Annotated in this window: 19 protein-coding genes; 10 read left to right on the top strand and 9 right to left on the bottom strand. The window is 69.9% G+C overall.

Annotated elements, in window-relative coordinates; translation table 11 throughout:
• The first annotated feature begins 95 nt into the window (after positions 1–95).
• The 3 genes from AB0H78_RS08705 to alc are packed head-to-tail and all read left to right on the top strand — an operon-like array spanning position 96 to position 3,037.
• The gene (locus AB0H78_RS08705; protein WP_363234076.1) at positions 96–941 is read left to right on the top strand and encodes a DMT family transporter; all 846 of its coding nucleotides are present in this window, start codon (positions 96–98) and stop codon (positions 939–941) included.
• Between the two features lie 14 nt (positions 942–955).
• The gene (locus AB0H78_RS08700) at positions 956–1,855 is read left to right on the top strand and encodes a LysR substrate-binding domain-containing protein (protein WP_363233550.1); all 900 of its coding nucleotides are present in this window, start codon (positions 956–958) and stop codon (positions 1,853–1,855) included.
• A gap of 60 nt (positions 1,856–1,915) precedes the next feature.
• Positions 1,916–3,037, top strand: a complete 1,122-nt coding sequence (gene alc, locus AB0H78_RS08695; protein ID WP_363233549.1) for an allantoicase — start codon at positions 1,916–1,918, stop codon at positions 3,035–3,037.
• 82 nt (positions 3,038–3,119) lie between these two features.
• On the opposite strand, the gene pepN (AB0H78_RS08690) is transcribed toward alc, so the two are convergent.
• Together pepN (AB0H78_RS08690) and AB0H78_RS08685 are read right to left on the bottom strand one after the other, a co-directional pair.
• A complete protein-coding gene (gene pepN / locus AB0H78_RS08690; RefSeq protein WP_363233548.1) occupies positions 3,120–5,690 on the bottom strand; it encodes an aminopeptidase N in 2,571 nt (856 codons plus the stop codon).
• Between the two features lie 86 nt (positions 5,691–5,776).
• Positions 5,777–6,295, bottom strand: a complete 519-nt coding sequence (locus tag AB0H78_RS08685; protein WP_363233547.1) for a PadR family transcriptional regulator — start codon at positions 6,293–6,295, stop codon at positions 5,777–5,779.
• 106 nt (positions 6,296–6,401) lie between these two features.
• Between AB0H78_RS08685 and AB0H78_RS08680 the strand changes: the two genes are divergently transcribed.
• Positions 6,402–6,953 (top strand): hypothetical protein, encoded by a 552-nt coding sequence (locus AB0H78_RS08680; RefSeq protein ID WP_363233546.1) that lies wholly within the window; start codon positions 6,402–6,404, stop codon positions 6,951–6,953.
• 75 nt (positions 6,954–7,028) lie between these two features.
• Positions 7,029–7,547: a DUF1203 domain-containing protein gene (locus AB0H78_RS08675; protein ID WP_363233545.1), complete on the top strand. Its 519-nt coding sequence runs from the start codon at positions 7,029–7,031 to the stop codon at positions 7,545–7,547.
• On the opposite strand, the gene AB0H78_RS08670 is transcribed toward AB0H78_RS08675, so the two are convergent.
• From AB0H78_RS08670 to AB0H78_RS08660, 3 genes are all read right to left on the bottom strand, one after another.
• Positions 7,544–8,560 carry an aspartate-semialdehyde dehydrogenase gene (locus tag AB0H78_RS08670; RefSeq protein ID WP_363233544.1) on the bottom strand — a complete coding sequence of 339 codons (1,017 nt, stop codon included), beginning with the start codon at positions 8,558–8,560 and terminating at the stop codon, positions 7,544–7,546. The genes AB0H78_RS08675 and AB0H78_RS08670 overlap by 4 nt on opposite strands.
• A gap of 181 nt (positions 8,561–8,741) precedes the next feature.
• The gene (locus AB0H78_RS08665; protein ID WP_363233543.1) at positions 8,742–12,050 is read right to left on the bottom strand and encodes a S8 family serine peptidase; all 3,309 of its coding nucleotides are present in this window, start codon (positions 12,048–12,050) and stop codon (positions 8,742–8,744) included.
• Positions 12,051–12,230: 180 nt separating this feature from the next.
• Complete coding sequence (locus AB0H78_RS08660; RefSeq protein ID WP_363233542.1) at positions 12,231–12,773, bottom strand: CGNR zinc finger domain-containing protein; 543 nt, start codon at positions 12,771–12,773, stop codon at positions 12,231–12,233.
• A 115-nt stretch (positions 12,774–12,888) separates the two neighbouring features.
• Here AB0H78_RS08660 and AB0H78_RS08655 point away from each other — a divergent pair, with 115 nt between their 5' ends.
• The 3 genes from AB0H78_RS08655 (at position 12,889) to AB0H78_RS08645 (ending at position 14,937) form a co-directional block, all read left to right on the top strand.
• Positions 12,889–13,338, top strand: coding sequence for a VOC family protein (locus AB0H78_RS08655; RefSeq protein WP_363233541.1), 450 nt, complete (start codon positions 12,889–12,891; stop codon positions 13,336–13,338).
• 13 nt (positions 13,339–13,351) lie between these two features.
• Positions 13,352–14,230 carry a pyridoxamine 5'-phosphate oxidase family protein gene (locus AB0H78_RS08650; protein WP_363233540.1) on the top strand — a complete coding sequence of 293 codons (879 nt, stop codon included), beginning with the start codon at positions 13,352–13,354 and terminating at the stop codon, positions 14,228–14,230.
• A 254-nt stretch (positions 14,231–14,484) separates the two neighbouring features.
• Complete coding sequence (locus AB0H78_RS08645; RefSeq protein WP_363233539.1) at positions 14,485–14,937, top strand: NUDIX hydrolase; 453 nt, start codon at positions 14,485–14,487, stop codon at positions 14,935–14,937.
• 6 nt (positions 14,938–14,943) lie between these two features.
• Here AB0H78_RS08645 and AB0H78_RS08640 read toward each other — a convergent pair whose 3' ends face one another.
• On the bottom strand, positions 14,944–16,002 hold the full coding sequence (locus AB0H78_RS08640) for a hypothetical protein (protein ID WP_363233538.1): 1,059 nt from the start codon (positions 16,000–16,002) through the stop codon (positions 14,944–14,946).
• A 408-nt stretch (positions 16,003–16,410) separates the two neighbouring features.
• Entirely contained in the window at positions 16,411–18,996 is a 2,586-nt protein-coding gene (pepN, locus tag AB0H78_RS08635; RefSeq protein ID WP_363233537.1) for an aminopeptidase N, read from the bottom strand.
• Between the two features lie 133 nt (positions 18,997–19,129).
• On the opposite strand from pepN (AB0H78_RS08635), the gene AB0H78_RS08630 reads away from it, so the two are divergent.
• Both AB0H78_RS08630 and AB0H78_RS08625 read left to right on the top strand, forming a co-directional pair.
• On the top strand, positions 19,130–19,765 hold the full coding sequence (locus AB0H78_RS08630) for a DsbA family protein (protein WP_363233536.1): 636 nt from the start codon (positions 19,130–19,132) through the stop codon (positions 19,763–19,765).
• Between the two features lie 63 nt (positions 19,766–19,828).
• Positions 19,829–20,455, top strand: coding sequence for a hypothetical protein (locus AB0H78_RS08625; RefSeq protein WP_363233535.1), 627 nt, complete (start codon positions 19,829–19,831; stop codon positions 20,453–20,455).
• On the opposite strand, the gene AB0H78_RS08620 is transcribed toward AB0H78_RS08625, so the two are convergent.
• Together AB0H78_RS08620 and AB0H78_RS08615 are read right to left on the bottom strand one after the other, a co-directional pair.
• Entirely contained in the window at positions 20,406–20,621 is a 216-nt protein-coding gene (locus AB0H78_RS08620) for a hypothetical protein (protein WP_363233534.1), read from the bottom strand. The two genes, AB0H78_RS08625 and AB0H78_RS08620, sit on opposite strands and share 50 nt — an antisense overlap.
• A gap of 175 nt (positions 20,622–20,796) precedes the next feature.
• On the bottom strand, positions 20,797–21,438 hold the full coding sequence (locus tag AB0H78_RS08615; protein ID WP_363233533.1) for a superoxide dismutase: 642 nt from the start codon (positions 21,436–21,438) through the stop codon (positions 20,797–20,799).
• Positions 21,439–21,504 lie beyond the last annotated feature (66 nt).

Genomic DNA, 21,504 nt, shown 5'->3' with positions numbered 1-21,504 from the left:
CCGTGGCTGTCCTGGCCCCCGACCGCACCGCGACCACGACCCAGAGCCCCGCCCGCCCCCGCCCCCGTACGGGAAACTCCGCAGCAGGCGTCGGCCTGGCACTCGCCGCCCTCGCCACGGTCGTCTGGTCCGGCAGCTTCGTGGCCTCGCGCGCACTCCACGACTCGGTTCCCCCCGTCCAGGCCGCCTTCTGGCGCTGGATCGTCGCCCTCGTTGCGGTCGCCCCCTTCGCCGCCAGGTCCGCCTGGCGCCAACGGGCCCTGATCCGCCGCCACTTCGGGTTCATCGCCCTCGCCTCGCTCCTCGGCGTGACGGTCTACAACACCCTCGTCAACCAGGCCGGACTCTCCACCTCCGCAGGCAACATGGGCATGATCATGGCTGCATCGCCGGTCCTGATGGCCGTCATCGAGCGCTTCGGCGGACAGCGCCTCGGCGCCCGCCGCACCACAGGAATGCTGATCGCCTGCACCGGGGTGATCCTCCTGGTCGGCAAGGGTTCGTTCACCCCCGACTTCTCCACCGGCGACCTCTGGATGCTCGCCGCGGCCTGCTGCTTCGCCTCGTACAGCGCGCTCCTGCGCCGCAAGCCGGCCGAACTGAGCGGCCCCGCCTTCCTGTTCACCACCTTCGTGCTCGGCGCGCTGATGCTGCTCCCCGCGTACGTCATCAGCCTCACCGCCCAAGGCGGCTTCGCCCCCACCACCGGCACGGTGGGCCCGCTCCTGTACGTCGGAGTCTTCTCCTCCGCCCTCGCCTTCTTCGCCTGGAACAAGGCGATCGCGACGATCGGCGCCGCCCGCGCCGGAGTCGTCTACTACCTCCAGCCGGTCTGCGTGGCGCTCCTGTCGTACCCCCTGCTCGGCGAGAGCACAGGCCCCCTGCAGCTGACCTGCATGGCGCTGATCCTCGGCGGAGTCACCCTCGGCGCGCGCAGGTAGGTAGGTTGCGCCCCATGACCGACTGGGACATCAAGAAGCTGCACATCCTGCGGACCCTGAACGAGAAGGGCACCGTGACCGCGACGGCCGAGGCGCTGCTGATGACGCCGTCGGCCGTCTCGCAGCAGCTCTCCAACCTGTCGAAACAGCTCGGTGTCACGCTCCTCGAAGCGCACGGCCGCCGCGTCCGCCTCACGGACGCGGCGCATCTCGTGCTGCGCCACGCCGAGGCCGTCTTCGCCCAGCTGGAGCGGGCGGACGCCGAGCTGTCGGGCTATCTCCAGGGGGAGGCGGGCGAGGTGCGGGTCGGGGCGTTCTCGACTGCCGTGCCCGCGCTGGTCGTTCCGGCGGTACGGGCGCTGCGCGCATCGCATCCCGCGCTGGAGGTACGGGTCCGGGAGGCGGAGGCCGCGGAGTCGTACGCGCTCCTGTCGGCCGGGGACGTGGACCTGGCGCTGTCCCTCGCGGCGCACGCACCGACGGCCAGGGACGCGCGCTTCACCCGCGTGCCCCTGCTCGCCGACCCCCTGGACGTGGCGCTCCCCGCGGCCCACCCGCTGGCCGCGACGCCCGGCCTGCGCCTGGCCGATCTCGCGGACGAACCCTGGATCTTCGGGGGCAGCGGCCCCTGGTCGGAGATCACCAGAACGGCCTGCGAGGCAGCGGGATTCGTACCGGAGCAGGCGCATTCTGCGGCGGGGTGGACGGCGATCCTGGCGATGGTGGAGGCGGGCATGGGGGTCGCGCTCGTACCGAGGATGGCGGCCGCGGAACGCCGTACGGGAGTGGTCACCAGGGTCCTCAGCGCCGACCAGCCGCGCCGCCATGTGATCGCGGCGGTGCGCAGGGGGTCGGAGGAGGGGACGGCGGTGGCGCGGGTGCTCACCGCCCTCCAGAACGTTCAGCACAGCTGAAAGAACCATACGAAAACTTTCGATGGACCTGTGATGTCGTGGGCTGCGAAAGTCGAAGGCATGACGACGCAGCCGGACCACCACGCCGAGAACCCGCACGCCAACGACGCAGCCCCCTATGGCGGAGGCGACCCGTACGCCGACTACCGCACCTTCGAGCACCCCTTCACGGAACTGGTCGACCTGGCCGACCGCCGACTGGGAGCCGGAGTCGTCGCCGCCAACGACGAGTTCTTCGCCGAGCGCGAGAATCTCCTGGTCCGCGAGGCGGCGGTCTTCGACCCCGAGCGCTTCGGCCACAAAGGCAAGATCATGGACGGCTGGGAGACACGCCGCCGCCGGGGCACCGACGCCGACCCCTTCCCGGCGCCCGAGGACCACGACTGGGCGCTGATCCGGCTCGGCGCTCCCGGCGTGATCCGCGGCATCGTCGTCGACACCGCTCACTTCCGCGGCAACTACCCGCAGCGGGTGTCGGTCCTGGCCGCGTCGGTGGAGGGCTCGCCCAGCCCGGAGGAACTGCTCGCCGACGACGTGAAGTGGGAGGAGCTGATCCCGCCGACGCCCGTACGGGGTCACGCCGCCAACGGCTTCGAGATCACCTCCACCCGCCGCTGGACCCACCTGCGCCTCAACCAGCACCCCGACGGAGGCGTGGCCCGGCTGCGGGTGCACGGCGAGGTCGTCCCGGACCCGGAGTGGCTGGACCTGCTGGGCACGATCGACCTGATTTCGGTCCTCAACGGAGGCGCGTGCGAGGACGCATCGGACCGCTTCTACTCCTCACCGACGCAGATCATCCTGCCCGGCACCTCGCGCAAGATGGACGACGGCTGGGAGAACCGCAGGCGCCGTGTGCGCGGTACGAACGACTGGGTCCGCTTCCGCCTGGCGGCCCAGGGCGCGATTCGCGCGGTGGAGATCGACACGGCGTACCTGAAGGGCAATTCGGCCGGCTGGATCGCGCTGAGCGGCCGCAACGGCGAGTCGGGGGAGTGGTTCGAGATCATCCCGCGCACCAAGCTCCAGCCCGACACCCTCCACCGCTTCGCCCTGCCGTCCCAGGCGATCGCGACGCACGTACGCCTGGACACCTTCCCCGACGGGGGAGTGGCGCGGATGCGTCTGCACGGGGTGCTGACGGAGGAGGGTGCGGCGGCGCTGCGGGCGCGCAATATCTAGCGCCGCCGGGGATTGAGGGGCGGGGTGGGGGAACAGGCCCCGCGCAGCGGAGCCCGCACCGGCCCACCCCGCCCAGCAGCCCCTACCCGTTCGCCGCGTCCGCCGCCTGAGCCTTCAGTGCCCGCTCCACACCCGACCGCGACTCCGAGATCAGCCGGCGCAGCGCGGCCGACGGCTCGGCGGACGCCAGCCAGGCGTCCGTCGCGTCCAGCGTCGCCTGCGACACCTGCAGCGACGGGTAGAGCCCGATCGCGACCTGCTGCGCCATCTCATGGCTGCGCGAGTCCCACACGCCCTTGACCGCGGCGAAGTACTTCTCCGTGTACGGGGCGAGCAGCTCGCGCTGGTCGGTCTGCACGAAGCCGCCGATCACGGCCTCCTGCAGGGAGTTGGGCAGCGAGTCGGACTCCACGACGGAGGCCCACGCCTCCGCCTTCGCCGCCTCGACGGGCCGCGCGGCCCGAGCGGACGCGGCGTGCCGCTCGCCGGCCGACGTCTTGTCGCGTACGAGCTCGGCCTCGATCTCCTCCGCGTCGAAGCGCCCGACAGCGGCAAGCCGCTGCACGAACGCCCAGCGCAGCTCGGTGTCGACGGCGAGTCCCTCGACCGATTCCGTGCCCTCCAGCAGCCCCTGCAGCAGGTCCAGCTGGATGGGCGTGCGGGCCGTGGCGGCGAAGGCCCTGGCCCAGGCCAGCTGGTGGTCGCTGCCCGGCTGGGCGCCCCGCAGGTGCGCCAGCGCGGCGTCCGTCCACTGCGTCAGACCGGCGTCGCGCCACTCCGGTGCGGAGTACAGGTCGAGCGCCATTTTCACCTGGCGGTGCAGCGACTGCACCACACCGATGTCCGACTCCTTGCCGACGCCCGAAAGCACCAGGGCCAGGTAGTCGCGGGTGGCCAGCTCGCCGTCGCGCGTCATGTCCCAGGCGGACGCCCAGCTCAGCGCGCGCGGCAGCGACTCGCTGAAGTCGCCGAGGTGCGCGGTGACGACCCGCAGCGACTCCTCGTCGAGGCGGACCTTGGTGTAGGTGAGGTCGTCGTCGTTGAGCAGGATGACGTCGGGCCGCTTCGTCCCGGCGGGGACGGGGACCTCGGTGCGCTCCCCGTCGACGTCGAGCTCGATGCGGTTCGTACGGACGAGCTTGCCGTCCGCGTCGAGGTCGTAGAAGCCGATGGCGATGCGGTGAGGCCGCAGCGTGGGCTCACCCTTGGCACCGGCGGGCAGCGCGGGCGCCTCCTGCTTGACGTGGAACGAGGTGAAGACCCCGTCGGCGTCGACCTCGATCTCGGGGCGCAGGATGTTGATGCCGGCGGTCTCCAGCCATGCCTTCGACCAGGTCTTCAGGTCACGCCCGGAGGTCTTCTCCAGGGCGCCGAGCAGGTCGCTGAGGCGGGTGTTCCCGAAGGCGTGCGCCTTGAAGTAGGCCTGCACGCCCCGGAAGAACTCGTCCATGCCGACGTACGCCACGAGCTGCTTGAGGACGCTCGCGCCCTTGGCGTAGGTGATCCCGTCGAAGTTGACGAGCACGTCGTCGAGGTCGCGGATGTCGGCCATGATCGGGTGGGTGGACGGCAGTTGGTCCTGGCGGTACGCCCACGTCTTCATGGAGTTGGCGAAGGTCGTCCACGAGTGCGGCCACTTGGAGCCCTCCGCGTACGCCTGGCAGGCGATGGAGGTGTACGTGGCGAACGACTCGTTCAGCCACAGGTCGTTCCACCACTCCATGGTGACCAGGTCGCCGAACCACATGTGCGCCAGCTCGTGCAGGATCGTCTCGGCGCGCGTCTCGTACGCCGCGTCCGTCACCTTCGAGCGGAAGACGTACTGGTCGCGGATGGTCACCGCGCCCGCGTTCTCCATCGCACCGGCGTTGAACTCCGGGACGAAGAGCTGGTCGTACTTGGCGAAGGGGTAGTCGTAGTCGAACTTCTCCTGGAACCAGTCGAAGCCCTGCCGGGTGACGTCGAAGATCGCGTCCGAGTCGAGGAACTCGGCCAGCGAGGGACGGCAGTAGATGCCGAGCGGGACCGACTGCCCGTCCTTCTCGTAACTGCTGTGCACCGAGTGGTAAGGACCGACGATCAGGGCGGTGATGTACGAGGAGATCCGCGGCGTCGGCTCGAAGGCCCACACGTGGTCCTTGGGCTCCGGCGTCGGCGAGTTGGAGATCACGGTCCAGCCCTCGGGGGCCTTGACGGTGAACCGGAAGGTCGCCTTGAGGTCCGGCTGCTCGAAGGACGCGAAGACGCGCCGTGCGTCCGGCACCTCGAACTGCGTGTAGAGATAGGCCTGTTCGTCGACCGGGTCGACGAAGCGGTGCAGCCCCTCACCGGTGTTGGTGTACGCGCAATCAGCCACGACCCTGAGCTCGTTCGGGCCCGAGAGCAGTCCGGCCAGCGCGATGCGCGAGTCCTTGAAGAGCGCGCCCGCGTCCAGCGCGTCGCCGTTCAGCACGACCTCGTGCACCGCGGGCGCGACCAGGTCGATGAACGTCTCGGCCCCGGCCTCCGCGCTCTCGAAGCGCACGGTGGTCACGGACCGATAGGTGCCGCCCTCCTGTGCGCCGCTCAGATCGAGGTCGATCTCGTACGAGTCGACGGTGAGCAGGCGCGCCCGCTCCTGCGCCTCGTCGCGGGTCAGATTCGTGCCAGGCACCTGGGCATCTCCTCGGTATGTGACGTTTCCGGCCATCCTTCCACGCCGGGAGGGGCCGGAGCAGAGGGTATTTCCCTCGGCTGAACTCAGGGGGACCCGAGCTGCTCGGCAGCCCAGTGGGCCCACTCCTCCTGGGCGGCGCTGATCCGCAGTCCGTACTCGAGCGCGAGACGCCCGTGCACCGAGATCGGGTCGTCGCCCCAGTCGATCGAGGAGTCCAGCTCCTTCAGTGCCTTTCTCTGCCGCTCGGCCCTGGCCGCTTCGGTCGCGAGATACGTCCTGGCCTCCAGCGGGGTGAGGACGCCGAGGAAGAAGACGCGCAGGAGCAGATCGCTCCGTCGGACGCGGGTGGGCTCGACCTCGGTCAGCCAGTGCCGCAGCTCGGAGAGGCCCGGCTCGGTGAGGGTGTACTCCTTGCGCCCGCGGGGGCCTTCCGAGGCCACCTCGATGAGGCCGGCGTCGGTGAGCTTGCCCAGCTCTCCGTACACCTGGCTCTGGGTCGCGGGCCAGGCGTTGGCCAGCGAGGACTCGAACAGTTTCATCAGGTCGTAGCCGCTGGCCGGCTTTTCGGCGAGCAGTCCGAGAACAGCGTGACGAAGGCTCATGGACATCACTTTACCTTCCACTCTTGACACGTCAATACAGGACCTTCTACTTTTGACATGTCGAACTTGGAATGCGCGGCCGGATCACCGAACGAGGGGCTCTCTCATGAACTACCTGCGCGGCTTCATCCCGTGGATCGCCTTCGCCGTCGTCTCCTCCGCGGGCTGGCAGTGGGGCGCGCTGACCGCTCTCGCCCTCGGTGCCTGGCTGCTGATCAAGGACAGGCAGGCCGGCGAGACCGCCGGAGCGAAGATCCTGGAGATCAGCACCGTCGCCTATTTCACGGCCCTCACCGCCTTCGCCTTCGCCCGCCCGGACAGCGGCCTCCAGGACTACAGCGGGACGCTCTCCTTCGGCTGGCTGGCGGTGACCGCCTGGGCGACGCTCGCCGTGGGCCGCCCCTTCACCACCGGCATAGCCCGCAAGCAGGCCCCGCAGGAGGTCTGGCACACCCCGCTCTTCCGCCGCATCAATGTGGTGATCACCGCCTTTTGGGCGGCCTCCTTCACCGTGACGGCCGCGGTCCTGATCGCCGTGTACGCCAATGACCTCGGCAGCGGAGTCTCCACCGCCGTCCAGGTGGCGGGCTTCGCGGTCGCCGCGGCCTTCACCGCCCGGTACCCCGAGCGCGCCCGGGCCCGGGTCTCCAAGGCCTGAGCGCAGCCGACCGCCACCGAGCACCGCGTCCGAATACCGCCGGAAACGGCGTCCCGCCGGAAGGAGTCTGGAGTCATGACGAACTACACCGCACTCCCGATCTCCCCGGCGGCCCTCAAGGAACTCCGCGCCACCGACGACGCGGACCGCCCCTGCGTTCCGTACACCGCCACCGAAGGCGGCTCGCCGCTCCGCTGCTGCCTGCGGCCCGTCCGGGCCGGCGAGGAGATCGCCCTCGTCTCGTACGCACCGCTGCGCCGCTGGGCGGCCGAGACCTGGGCCAGGCCGGGGGCGTACGACGAGCAGGGCCCGGTGTTCATCCATGCCGACGAGTGCGGGGGTCCGGCCGCCGACCTCGTCGAGTACCCCTTCAGCCGCCCCGGCGCCCTGCGCACGCTCCGCCGCTACAACGCCGAGGGACACATAGCCGGCGGCCGCCTCCTGGAAATACCGGAGACGGCCGCCGAGGGATTCGACAGCGCCCTCGCGGAAGCGTTCGCCGACCCGGAGGTGGCCCTGGTGCACATCAGGGCCGTCGAGTACGGCTGCTTCCAGTTCGAGGTGCGCAGGGGCGCAGAGCCCCAGGAGAGCTAGCCCTGCAGCTCCAGGGCGACGAGCTCGGCGATCTGGACGGCGTTGAGCGCGGCGCCCTTGCGGAGGTTGTCGTTCGAGAGGAAGAGCGCGAGGCCGTTCTCGGCGGTCTCGTCGGTGCGGATGCGGCCCACGTAGCTGGCGTCCTTGCCGGCCGCCTGGAGCGGGGTCGGGATCTCCGAGAGCTCGACGCCGGGGGCGTCCTTCAGCAGCTCGTAGGCGCGCTCCACGCTCAGGGGGCGCTCGAAGCGGGCGTTGACCTGGAGGGAGTGGCCGGAGAAGACCGGGACGCGGACGCAGGTGCCGGAGACCTTGAGCTCGGGGATCTCCAGGATCTTGCGGGACTCGTTGCGGAGCTTCTGCTCCTCGTCGGTCTCGAAGGAGCCGTCGTCGACGATCGAACCCGCGAGCGGCACGACGTTGAAGGCGATGGGGCGCTGGTAGACGGCGGGCTCGGGGAAGTCCACGGCCCCGCCGTCGAAGGTCAGCTGGTCGGCGGCCTCGGCGACCTTGCAGGCCTGGCCGTGCAGCTCGGCCACGCCGGCCAGGCCGGAACCGGAGACGGCCTGGTAGGTGGTGGCGACCATCGCGGTCAGACCGGCCTCGTCGTGGAGGGGGCGCAGGACCGGCATCGCGGCCATGGTCGTGCAGTTGGGGTTGGCGATGATGCCCTTGGGGCGGTTGCGGATCGCGTGCGGGTTGACCTCGGAGACCACGAGGGGGACCTCGGGGTGACCGCGCCAGGCGGAGGAGTTGTCGATCACGACGGCACCCTGCGAGGCGACCTTCTCCGCGAGCGCCCGGGAGGTGGCGCCGCCGGCGGAGAAGAGCACGATGTCCAGGTCGGAGTAGTCGGCGACGGAGGCGTCCTCGACCGTCACACCGTCCACGACCGTGCCCGCCGAGCGCGCCGAGGCGAACAGCCGCAGCTCCTTCACCGGAAAGTTTCGCTCCGTGAGGATCTTGCGCATGACTGTGCCGACCTGACCGGTGGCTCCGACGATTCCGACCCTCACGGTGACTCCTCCGTACGTGACTGCTGACCAGCGTGTTGTTCCATGATGCGTATGTCCCCGGGCGCCTTGTCCAATCCATTGTCCGGGGACCGGACGGCGAAGGTGACGGGGATCGCACAGCGGGGCGGGAGCTCCGAAGAGCGCCCGCCCCGCTGCCGTACCGCTCAGGAAGACTCCGCCGTTACGGCGTGACCTTCTCGATCTGGACACTGCCGGAGCCCGCGACGGTGCCGCGGCCGTTCAGCAGCTGCACCTCGCCGAAGAACTCACGGCCCTCGGGGGCCGCACCGGCGACGGTGACGTTGGCGCTGACCTGGGCCGATGCACCGTTGGCCAGCGTGATGGCCTTCGAGGAGTCGACCGAGACCGAGCCCAGCGACGGGGCGTAGTACACATCGCGGTAGTTGAAGGTCGTCGTCCCGGCCGGGACCGAGTAACCCGCCACCTCGATGGTGTACGTACCGGCGGCCGGCTTGGCGAGGCTGACCGCCTCCTCCGAGTCGCCGTCCGCGGACTGGGCGACCTGCACGCCGTCCTTGTAGACCGTCAGGTCCAGGTCGGCCGAGTTGTCGGAGACGCCGCCGATGGCGACGTCCAGACGCTCGACGCCCGCACCGATGGTGACCGTGGAGGTCTGTGTCTCGTCCTGCGCGATGGTCGGCTTGGCGACCTTCGCGGAGCCGAGCGAGCCGCCCTTCAGCTTGCCGCCGCTGATGGCGGCGAAGTTGTTGGTGACCTTCCAGTCCACCGCTGCCGGGGTGCCGATCTTCGCCTCGGGGATCACCTTGACCGCCGGGTCGAAGGAGGCGCCGAGGAGCGCGACGTCCAGCTTGTACGGGTTGTCGAGGTACGGCGAGGTGCGCCGCGACTCGACCTCGATCTCCCAGACGCCCGGCGTCGGGTTCGCGTAGGAACGCAGGTCCGGACGGCAGGTGTTGGCCGGGTTGTCGTAGTTCGGGTAGCAGCTCGGCGTCGACGTGTCGTCGACCGCGACACCGTACGGGTGGATCGCGATGAACCGCGTCTGGCTGCCCGAGCGCAGCGCACTCATGCCGACCTCAAGGGTCTTGGCGCCCGCCGGGACGGTCACGAAGTACGACTTGGTGCTGTTGCGCTGCACCGAGTCCGAGTCCTTGAAGGTGTACGAAGGCGAGGCGAGCGGCGTCGAGACGATGGCCGTGACCATGATCTGCTGGTCGACGCCCTCGGTGCGCTTGTCGTTCACCTCGAGGATGGCGCTGTGCACGCCACCCGAGCCCGGGTGGGCCTGGACCTTGACGGTGACCGGCGTGCCCAGCGGCAGCGCGACCTCGTCGTCGCCCAGGATGCGCCAGGTGCCGTCGTTGTTCTTCAGCGACAGCTTGTGCTTCACCGCGCGGTCGGGACCGGTGGTGCGGGTGATGGTGACGTCGTACGTCTTCTTCTGGCCGGCCTTCAGACCGCTCTCGCGGTCGTAGACGCCGGTGCCGACGTTCGGCGTCGCGAGCGCGTAGGAGATCGCGGTGCTGACGGGGGCCTGCACTGTGTACTCGTGGGCGGTCGCGCCGTCCTTGATCGCGTCCCAGGCACCCAGGATGTTGATCAGGCCCGCGCCCTCGGCGTACGCCTGAACACCCTGGATGTGCTTGGCCGTCGAGGTGAGCTCGGTGCGCAGGTCGGCCGGGGGCAGCTCGATGTGCTGCTGCTTGGCGGCCGAGATGAGCAGCGCGGTCGCGCCGGTCGCCTGCGGGGAGGCCATCGAGGTGCCCTGGAGCATCGAGTAGCCGGCCGGCAGGGAGTAACCCGACTCCTTGACCGGCGAACCGGGCAGCCAGGTCTGCGTCGTGTTGATCGCCGCACCCGGGGCGGAGAGCGTCGGCGTGAAGCCGCCGTCCTCACGCGGGCCGCGGGAGGAGAACGGCATCATGTTGTACGACTTGGAGACTCCCGAGCCGTAGTTGGACGCCCAGGTCTCCTTGGAGATGGTCGCGCCGACCGAGATGACGTGGTCCGCGAGGCCCGGGTCACCGATGGTGTTGACACCCGGGCCCTCGTTGCCGGCCGAGATGACCAGCTGGACACCGTAGGTGTCGATGAGGCGCTTGTAGAGCAGGGCGCGCGCGTTGTTGCCGTCGTTGAGCGCCGGCAGGCCGCCGATCGACATGTTGACGATGTCGACGTGACGGTTGACGACGAGGTCCATCATGCCCTCGGTCAGCGCGACGTTCGTGCAGCCCGGACCGAAGGTGCAGGCGCGCGAGGAGACGATCTTCGCGCCGGGGGCGGCGCCGTTCATCTTGCCGCCGAACAGGCCGTTGGCCGCGGTGATGCCCGCGACGTGCGTGCCGTGCTCGGAGGCGATGATGCCGATGTTGACGAAGTCGGCCTTCTTGCCGACCCAGTCGCCGCCGTAGGGGTCCATCGGGACGCTCTTGCGGATCTCGACGACGAACGGAATGCGCTCGACGACGTCGGTCGCCGGGTCGTCCTTGCCGAAGTACCCGATCTGGAAGCCGTCCTTGTACGGCTTCATCGGGGTGTCGTCGGTGAAGTCGCCGTTGTCGTTCACGTCGACGGTCACCGTGCCGGCCTTGGCGTCGTACAGCACGCCCCAGCTGTCGGTGGTGTCGCCGTCACGGTTGACGTCGCCCGCCTCGTCACCGCCGGCGGTGACGGCCTCCTTGAAGGTGCTGATCTGGTACGAGCCCGCAGCGGCCTTGTAGGTCCGGGTGCCGTACGTGAAGGTCGGGCCCGTCACCGAGGTGACCATCGCGCGCCAGCTGCCGTCACCGTCGAGGATCGGGTCCGTCGAGGTCACCCAGTCGACGATCTTGCGCTCGCCGGTGGAGGTCTTCTGCAGCGCCGGGCTGCCGAGGTCGACGCCCGAGTCGAGGATGCCGATGGTCACTCCGCGGCCGTCGGCCTTGGGGTGCTGCTTCACGAAGTCGACCGCGCCCGTCTCGAAGGACGGGTTGTACGGGTTCTTCGCGGGGGTGTCCTTCCCCGGAGCGCCGTACGAACCGGAGCTGGCCTGCGACTTGGCGCCCTTGGCGGTGTCGGCGGCCGGCGTCGGGTCGTCCAGCTCGACCGCGTGCTTGAGGTCGATGCCGTTGACGGCCGACAGCTTCTCCGCCGCCTTGATCGCCGCGTCCGCCTTCGCGGTGGGGATCGTCGCCCGTACGTAACCGAGCTTGTCGTCGGTCTTGCCGACGCTCGCGCCCTGGACCGCGTCGAGCTGCTTGCTCACCTGCTCGGTGGCGCCGGGGGCGGTGGCGACCATGACCGTGATGGTCTTCTCGCCCTTCGCCTGGGCTTCGTCGAGCAGTTTCTGGTCGGACGAACCGAGTTTGTCGGCCGAGGACTTCGGGGTGGCCGGGGCCGGGTCGTCGGTGTTCGCGGCGAACACGGGGGCGGCGCCGGAGGCGGCCAGTGCGGCCACCAGACCGGCTGCGGCCGCTATACGGGCCGCGCGTCTCGCCCCGGGTATGGAGCGAGGGGATTCGGAGGTCATCAGCATCCCTGGAGGTGTCGATTAGGGTCCGGAATACGGTGCCGGATGACCGCTCAGCTTTACCTAGACGACCTGTTTTGGGGAGAGTTGACCGTGGCGGGATGGAGCCATGGCGTATTTCCGCCATGCGTCATCGGGGGCATGGCGGTGCAATTGGTGCGTACGGGGCGGTGGTTGCCGTCAGTGGTCGCGGGTGCGCGCGTAGTGCCGTGAGGCCTTGGCGCGATTGCCGCAGCCGGCCATCGAGCACCAGCGGCGGGTGCCGTTCCGCGAAGTGTCGAAGAAGTGCAGAATGCACGATTCGTGCGCGCAGGACCGGATCCGGTCGGGGGCGGCGCGCACCAGGTCGAGATAGTCGCGGGCGGCCGTCCAGGCCGCACCCCAGGCGGGGTCCGCGAACTCGGGCCGCTCGCCGGGCCCTTCGGCGGTGAGCGTGGCGCGGATGCGGCCGTGGTCCAGTACGGCATCGAGCCGCGCGACGGCGTGGGCGTCGTCCGGGCCCGCGACGACCCCGGCCAGCGCCTCGCGCGCGCTCAGCACATTCTTCAGCGTCGCCCCGTCGGCGGCGAAACGGCCGTCGAGGCCTGTGCTCGCCAGCCAGGTGCCGAGGCCGTCGACGCCGGTCAGCAGGTCCTGCCGTACGCCTTCGTGCATCCAGAGGGTGTTGAGCAGGTCGAGGGAGACCGGCTCGCCGGTGAGCGGGCGGGGGTCGGCGACGGTCATGGCTTGCTTCCTTTCCACGCTAACCACTCAAGCGTACGTGACCGGTTGACGCTCGCCGCCACTAACCTCTAAAATCAAAATGAGAGGTTAGATATCCCATCGACGGAGGCACTCCATGCCCAGCACGCTGCGAACCGGCCACATCGGCCTGAACGTCACCGACATCGACCGCTCGCTGGCCTTCTACGCAGACCTCTTCGGCTTCCAGGTGATCGGCGAAGGCAAGGAGGGCGAGAGCCGCTACGCCTTCCTCGGTCAGGACGGCGCCCTCGTCCTCACGCTCTGGCAGCAGGCGGGCGCCGCCTACGACCCGGCACGCGCAGGCCTCCACCACCTCGCCTTCGAGGTCCCGGCGATCGAGGACGTCCGGGCCGCCGAGGAGCAACTCCGCGCCCAGGGGACCGAGTTCGCCTACGAGGGCGTGGTCGCCCACCGTGAGGGCGGCGCCTCCGGCGGCATCTTCTTCCGCGACCCGGACGGCACCCGTCTGGAGATCTACGCCCCGACCGGCGCGGAGGAGGCCCCCGCCCCCTCCGCCACCGCACCCACCTGCGGCTTCTTCTAGAAGGAGGCCCCCCGTGGCCACGTACCACCAGGGATCACGCGCCGTGCAGGACCGCCTTGGTCTCCGCGAGCAGGCCGAGCACGTCGGCCGTTCCATCGGTCAGGACATCAAGCCCGTGGCCGCGGCCTTCCTCGGACTCCAGCCGATGCTGGTGATCGGCGCGGCGGACGGCGCGGGCCGGATGTGGGCCTCGCTGCTCACCGGACCTCCCGGTTTCGTACGGGCCACGGGCCCCCGCCAGATCTCGGTGACCGGCGGCCCGCGCGAGGACGACCCGCTGTCCGGCGCCCTCGAAGGACCGGTCGGCACCATCGCCCTCGACCCGCGCACCCGCCGCCGTATGCGGCTCAACGGAACAGCCCGCACCACCCCGCGCGGCCTTGCCGTCGAGGCCGACGAGGTCTTCGCCAACTGCCCCAAGTACATCCAGCGCCGCGATCTCCTCGCATCCGCGGAACTCCCACAGGCCGGTGCCGCGCGGCGCGGTGGACAACTCACCCCCGACCAGGAGGAGTTCCTCCGCGCCGCCGACACCTTCTTCATCGCCACCGTCGCCGCCGACGGCGTGGACGCCAGCCATCGCGGCGGCAATCCGGGGTTCGTCACCGTGGAGTCCCCCTCGGTGATCAGCTGGCGCGACTATCCCGGCAACGCGATGTTCCTGACCCTCGGAAACCTGGAAACCGACCCCCGCGCCGGACTCCTCCTCCTCGACTGGACCTCCGGCAGCACACTCCAGCTGACCGGACGTGCCCGCACTGCCTTCGACGCCTCGACCGGCGAGCGCCGCATGCACTTCACGATCGAGGAGACCGTCCAGACCCCGTCCGCCGCCCCCCTCCGCTGGTCCGCCCCCGACTACTCCCCAGCCAACCCGCCGCTCCCGTACTAGGGGGTGTCCGGCGGATCATGCCGCGGTCGCGCCGGTCGCAGTGACATCAGCCGCTTCGCGGCGGGCGCACACCTGCGGCGTTGTCGTCAGTTGCCAACTTCCCCAAGCTCTTAAAGAGCAGGGGAGACCCCATTCGCGTTGCCGCCCTCCTCCGCCTTGCAGGTGCACGCACCAGACCACCGCTCACCAGCAGCGAAAGGTTTGACGCCGAGCAAGGGCGACCTGATCCGCCGGACACCCCCTAGCCTCAACAAATGAACAAGGAGCTCAGGGTGGCGGCGTACGCCGTCTGCGTACGCGACGAACAGGTACTCCTCGCCCGCTGGGTGGCCGGGGACGGCACCAAACGCTGGACGCTGCCGGGCGGTGGAATGGACCACGCCGAGGACCCCATCGACACGGTCGTCCGTGAAGTCGACGAGGAGACCGGCTACACCGTGGAGCCCGTGCGGCTGCTCGGTATCGACTCGATCACCCGGCGCTATCCGCGCAAGCTCGGCATGTTCGCGGACTTCCACGGGCTGCGCATCGTCTACGAGGGCCGGATCACCGGCGGGGAACTGCGCCCCGAGGAGGGCGGTTCCACCGACCTCGCCGCCTGGCACCCCCTGGCGGCGGTCGACGAGCTCCAGCGGGTCGAACTCGTCGACGTAGGGCTGGAGTTGTGGCGCGAGCGGCCGCTGCTGGGGCGGGCGGCCGCGCACTGACCGGGGCTATCGGGGGAGTACGACCACGTACGCGGCGGGCTCGCGGTCCCCGGACGCCATCAGGGCGGTCCGTACGACCGTCGCCTGCTGCTCGGCCGCGTCCCGCAGCTTCTTCGGCGTGATGTGCACGACCGTGATGCCGAGCCGCTCCAGGTGTTCGCGCTTGCGGGCGTACTCCGACCACATGGCGTCCTCGTCATGGCGGGGCGCCCTGGTGTCCAGCTCCAGGGCCACGGCCTGATCGGCCCAGTACGCGTCGACACCGCCCAGGTGCGGGCCGCCGGGCAGGCGCAGATCCACGTTCCAGAGCGGGTCGGGCAGCCCGTGCTCGCGCACCAGCGCGTACAGCCGGTCCTCGGCGATGGCCCGGCCCTCGGCGAGGAGCGAGTCCACGGCGTCGACGACATGGGCGCGGGTGAGCAGCCGCGCCTGGTTCAACTCCTTGACGATGGCGGCCGGTTCGCAGTGTCCGCCGCGTACGGCCTCGGTCAGCAGGCGCCGTACGGCATTGGCGTCGGTGAGCTGCGCGACGGCGTCCGCGAGGGCGCGCGGTACGGGGGCGACGGGCACGCCGGTGATCTGCTGCGCCCGGGGGAGTGCGTGGGCACGGATGAGGCGGGCGAAGCCGGTGGAGCGCAGCCGCCGGGTCCTGGCGACCAGGACGTCGATGCGGTCCAGGGAGAGGAGCGGGGGAGCGGAGGAGAAGCGGTGCAGCGCGAGCGCCGCGAGCCCGGTGACCATCGTGTCGCCGTACGCCACCGGCACGACCTCCGCCGCGGGCTGCCCCGGTACAGGCTGTGCCGGCACGGTCCTGGCCGTGCCCTCGGCGGGCCGCCCCGCGTACAACAGCGCCGCGTGCAGCCGCTCTTCGCTGGTGGGCGGTCCCGGGTGCAGCACGAAAACCCCCGGCAGGAGCTGCTGCCAGGGCCCGCCGGGCCGGCACTTGGCGGCGGACCGGGCGGCGCTGACGCCGTGGGCGCGGAGCTGGGCGGCGGAGAGGACGCGTCGCTGTACGTCGGAGAGGTGGCTGAGGGGGCGGGGGGAGAGGGGGGTGTTGTGGTTCATGCGAGGGGGATTCCCGCGATGATCCCGGTCGCTAACCCCTGTTACACGGCCGTCGACAATTGCGGACAACGCCGTCCTAAAGCAAGGGTGTTCGGGTGCCGATAGGGGGCGGGGACCTGCGCTGATATCGCAGCGTCAGGGGTCGATCACGCAGGGTCGATTACGCCGAACGAGTCGGGGGCGGACCCGCACCGCTGAAGTTGCCCGCTGTCCGCCTGCGTGCGCGGGTGCATGCTCTTTTGCCGCGCGTGCGAGCCAGGTTCAGCAAAACGCAGCCCGTCCGGCGATTGAGGACAAGCGGCCGAAGGTCGCTTACGGGGTCCGGGGCGTAGCCCCGGTTCGGGAAGGGGCGGGTAGGGGAACGGCGCCGCAGGCCAGCCGCGTCCGCACCCGCCCCGCCCTACCCCGTCAGACCGCCGCCGCCTCGTCGCAGGCCTGGCCCCGCAGGCTCCGCGCGAGGTCGTCGCGAGCCTCCAGCACGAGCCGCCGCAGCGCGGGAGCCGCACCCTCATGCCCCGCCAGCCACGCATCCGTCGCATCCAGCGTCGCCCGGTCATCCTGCAGCCCCGGGAAGAGCCCCTTCACCACGAGCATCCCGATCTGGATCGACCGCTCAGCCCACACCCGCTCGATCGCGGCGAAGTACTTCTCCCCGTACGGCGCGATCAGCGCCCGCTGCGACGCCTGCTCGAAGCCCGAAATCGTCGCCTCCACCAGCGTGTTGGAGAGCGCGTCGGACTCCACGACCGCAGCCCACGCCTGCGCCTTCACCGCCTCCGACGGCCGCGAGGCGAGGCACCGCACCTGGTGGCGCTTGCCCGAAGCGGTGTTGTCCCGCGCCAGCTCGGCGCCGATGACGCCCTCGTCGGCCAGCCCGTGCGAGGCGAGCGGCGACAGGAACGCCCACCGCAGCTCCTGGTCGACATCGAGCCCGTCGATCTTCGCCGACCCCTCCAACAGCCCCTGCAGCAGCTGGAAGTCGGCATCGCTCGCCGCCACCGCCGCGAAGAACCGCGCCCACGTCAGCTGCTCCTGGCTCCCCGGCTCGGCGACCCGCAGCTCCCGCAGCGCGCCCTCCGCCAGCTCGCGCCCGCCCTCCTCGCGCCACGAGGGCGCCGCGTAGTGCATGAGTGCGGACTGGGCCCAGGAGTGCAGCATCTGCAGCACACCGATGTCCGTCTCGCGCCCCGCGAACTTGAGCACAAGACCCACGAAGTCCCGCGCCGGCATCAGCGCATCACGCGTCAGGTTCCACAGCGCCGACCAGCACAGCGCACGCGCCAACGGGTCGGTGATGTCCCCCAGATGACTCCGCAGCGTCTCCAGCGACCCCTCGTCGAAGCGGATCTTGCAGTACGTCAGGTCGTCGTCGTTGACCAGCACCAGATCGGGCTTCTCGGCCCCGGCCAGCTCGCCCACGACCGTACGCGCCCCGGCGACATCCACCTCGGCGCGCGCGTACCGCACCAGCTCGTCGGACCCGGCCTCGCGCCGGTAGAGCCCCACTGCGACCCGGTGCGGCCGCAGCTCCGGGTGCGACTCCGCCGCCTCCTGCACCACGGCCAGCTCGGTGATCTTCCCCGCCGCGTCGTAAGTGACGACCGGAGTAAGGGAGTTGACCCCCGCCGTCTGCAGCCACGACTGCGACCACGTCGTCATGTCGCGCCCGCTGGTCTCCTCGAGCACCGCCAGCAGATCGCCCAGCCGCGTGTTCCCGTACTCGTGCCGCTTGAAGTAGCGCCGCGCGCCCTCCAGGAAGGCGTCCTGTCCGACGTACGCGACGAGCTGCTTCAGCACGCTCGCACCCTTGGCGTACGTGATCCCGTCGAAGTTCAGCTTGGCGTCCTCCAGGTCACGGATGTCGGCCGTGATCGGGTGCGTGGACGGCAGCTGGTCGGCCCGGTAGGCCCACGACTTGCGGTTGTTGGCGAAGGTGATCCACCCGTTCTCGAAGCGGGTCGCGCCCACCATCGAGAAGGTCCCCATGAAGTCCGCGAAGGACTCCTTGAGCCACAGGTCGTCCCACCACACCATGGTGACGAGGTCGCCGAACCACATGTGCGCCATCTCGTGCAGGATGACGTTGGCCCGCCGCTCGTACGACGCCGAGGTCACCTTCCCGCGGTAGATGTACTCCTCGCGGAAGGTCACCATCCCCGGGTTCTCCATCGCCCCGAGGTTGTACTCCGGCACGAAGGCCTGGTCGTACTTGCCGAAGGGGTACGGGTAGTCGAAGTGCTCGTGGAAGAAGTCGAGCCCCTGCTTGGTCACCAGGAAGATGTCGTCGACGTCGAAGTGCTTGGCGAGCCCCTTGCGGCACATCGCCCCGAGCGGGATCTCCAGCTCCGTGCCGTCCTCGAAGGTCCGCCGGTAGCTGTCGGTCACATAGTGATAGGGCCCGGCGACGACACACGTGATGTACGTGGAGATGGGCTTGGTCTCCTCGAAGCTCCACGCCCCGCCGTCCCCGGCCGTGCCCGCCCCGTTGCTCCAGACCGTCCACCCGTCGGGCGCGGTCACCTCGAAGCGGAAGGGCGCCTTCAGATCCGGCTGTTCGAAATTGGCGAACACTCGGCGCGCATCGGCCGGTTCGTACTGCGTGTACAGATAGACCTCGTCGTCCTCCGGGTCGACGAAGCGGTGCATGCCCTCACCGGTGCGGCTGTACGCACACTGCGCGTCCACGACCAGCTCGTTCTCGGCCTGCAGCCCGTCCAGCGCGATCCGCACCCCGTCGAACACGGCCGCCACGTCCAGCGGCTGCCCGTTGAGCGTCACCGCGTTCACGGACGGCGCGACCAGGTCGGCGAAGGACGAGGCGCCCACCGTCGATGACCGGAAGCGGATCGTGGTCACCGACCGGAAGGTGCGGGGCCCCTGTGCCGGTCCTTCCCCGACCGCGGACCGCAGGTCGAGCACGACCTCGTACCCGTCGACGGACAGCAGTCCGGCCCGCTCCCGGGCTTCGTCACGGGACAGATTCTCACCGGGCACGGGCACTCCTTTGTGTATACGTTCCGTGGTTCGAATACTCCCATGCACCTCCGGCACCCAGCACCCGGGAATGCCCTGGCCCCTCCCGTACGTTCCGTCCGTCGAGACCGATCCGCGCGCTCCGAGGAGAGACATGTCTGAGAGCAAGACCCCCGTCGACTTCTGGTTCGACCCGCTCTGCCCCTGGGCCTGGATGACATCGCGCTGGATGCTCGAAGTGGAGAAGGTCCGTCCGGTCGAGGTCAGCTGGCACGTCATGAGCCTGGCCGTCCTCAACGAGGACAAGATCGACGACCTGCCCGAGCGCTACCGCGAGCTTCTCGGCCCCAAGGGCTGGCGTCCGGTCCGCGTGGTCACCGCGGCCCGTGAGCTGCACGGCGACGAGGTCGTCGGCAAGCTGTACACCGCGCTGGGCACGCGCATCCACAACAAGGAGGAGGGCCCGACCCTCGAAGCGATCGCCGGCGCCCTGGCCGACGTCGGCCTGCCCGCCGACCTGATCGAGTACGCCGACAAGGACACCTACGACTCCCAGGTGCGCGCCTCCCACAAGGAGGGCATCGACAAGGTCGGCCAGGAGGTCGGCACCCCGGTCATCGCGGTCCCCGGCGCGGACGGCGAGCAGATCGCCTTCTTCGGTCCGGTCGTCACCCCCGCACCCAAGGGCGAAGAGGCGGCCAGGCTCTGGGACGGCACCCTGCTCGTGGCCTCCATCCCCGGGTTCTACGAGATCAAGCGCACCCGCACCCAGGGCCCGATCTTCGACTGACGGCCCACCGGCAGCCGACCCGCTGAGCGGGCGGAGGCGCCCGATCTGTCCTACGGTCGCCGTATGAAGATCGGCAGCGACGGCGGCCGCGACGACCCCGCCCTTCCGAACGGCAATGCCCCCTTTGCCACCCTGCCCGTGCGCCCGACCGACCGGGTCGTACGGGCAGGGTGTCGTGCCCTCGCCGCCCTCTGGCAGGCCATCGGGCTGCGCCAGGCGGCCGGCGCGATGCGCCACTATCTGGCGGCCACCGGCGCCCCGTACCGCATCGAGGCCGAAGCGGTCCTGGCCCTGCCGCCCGTCCACCGCGCGGTCGACACCCAGCTGGCCCGCTGGCTCGCAGAGGCACCCGAGGTCCCCGGCACCTACGAGGCGGACACGGTCTGGCGCGGCGTCCTGATCTCCCGCAGCGCCGATACGGACTGGTGGCTGGCGCTGCGCGGAATCCAATACCGCCTCACCGGAACGGTCCGGGTCACCGAGCGCGGCCCGACCGTCTGCGGCTATCGCTTCCAGCTCCACAAGAGCTGGAACTTCGACCGCGGCGAGACCGAGTGCGGAGTCCCCTTCACTCCCTTCGCCCGCCTCCACGAGACGGGCCTGGCAAGGGAGTTCACGGTGTGGGGCACCACCGGAGCGGTCATTCCGGAGGGCGCAGCTTCCGCGGCTGATCGAACGGATTCTCGCTGAGACCGGTGCGCAGGGTGCCGCAGCCGGGGGCCGAGCAGACCAGGAAGTCGTCCACGTATTTCCGGCCGGTCGCCGCCCTGAGCTGCTTCTTCTCGGCGGTGTTCAGCCAGCGGTGCGGTTCGCGTTTCTTGCACGTGCTGCACGACAGTTCCCTGGAGCTCGCCATGCTGCCTCCTCGGCTCTCCGGAGGCCGGAGTCTATGACGCCGGGGAGGGGCGCGACAGGAGGAAAACAGACAGCCCCCGCGAGTCATGTCCTCGCGGGGGCCACCCGTTCCATCCGCCTGCACGCGACAGTTGAGAAGACGATCACGAGCAGGACGTTCCTAGTGCCTCACTGGTTCACGGCGCCAGCAGCAGGACGTCCGCCCGCTCCTTGGCCGCGGCGTAACGCCTCGCCACGTCCTGCCAGTTGACGACCCGCCACATCGCCTCGATGAAGTCCACCTTCTGGTTCTTGTACTGCAGATAGAAGGCGTGCTCCCAGGCGTCGAAGACGAGAACCGGGGTCGAACCCTGGCCGACATTGCCCTGGTGGTCGTAGACCTGCTCGACGATCAGGCGCCCGCTGAGCGGCTCGTACGCGAGGACGCCCCAGCCCGAACCCTGCGTGGTCGCCGAGGCCTTGGTCAGCTGGGCCTTGAACTTCTCGAAGGATCCGAAGGACTCCGCGATCGCGTCGGCGAGCTCGCCCACGCCGTCCTTGTCGAGGGGCTCGCCGCCCCCGTCGCCGCTCATGTTGTGCCAGTAGATGGAGTGCAGGATGTGGCCGGAGAGATGGAACGCCAGGTTCTTCTCCAGGCCGTTGACCGACCCCCACTGGTCCTTGTCGCGCGCCTCGGCGAGCTGCTCCAGGGTGTCGTTCGCGCCCTTCACGTACGCCGCGTGGTGCTTGTCGTGGTGCAACTCGATGATCTGCGGGTTGATGACCGGTTCGAGTGCCGCGTAGTCGTACGGAAGTTCAGGAAGTGTGTACGTCGCCATGGCCGAGCCCTCCGACTGCTGCTACCTGCTAGTTATTGCAACCAATGTGCAAGTGCAGGCTAGCAG

It is taken from the genome of Streptomyces sp. NPDC050738 (assembly GCF_040654175.1).
Taxonomy (GTDB): domain Bacteria; phylum Actinomycetota; class Actinomycetes; order Streptomycetales; family Streptomycetaceae; genus Streptomyces.
The sequence above is the reverse complement of the archived record's forward strand: the minus strand, read 5'-3'. Positions and strand labels throughout refer to the sequence as shown.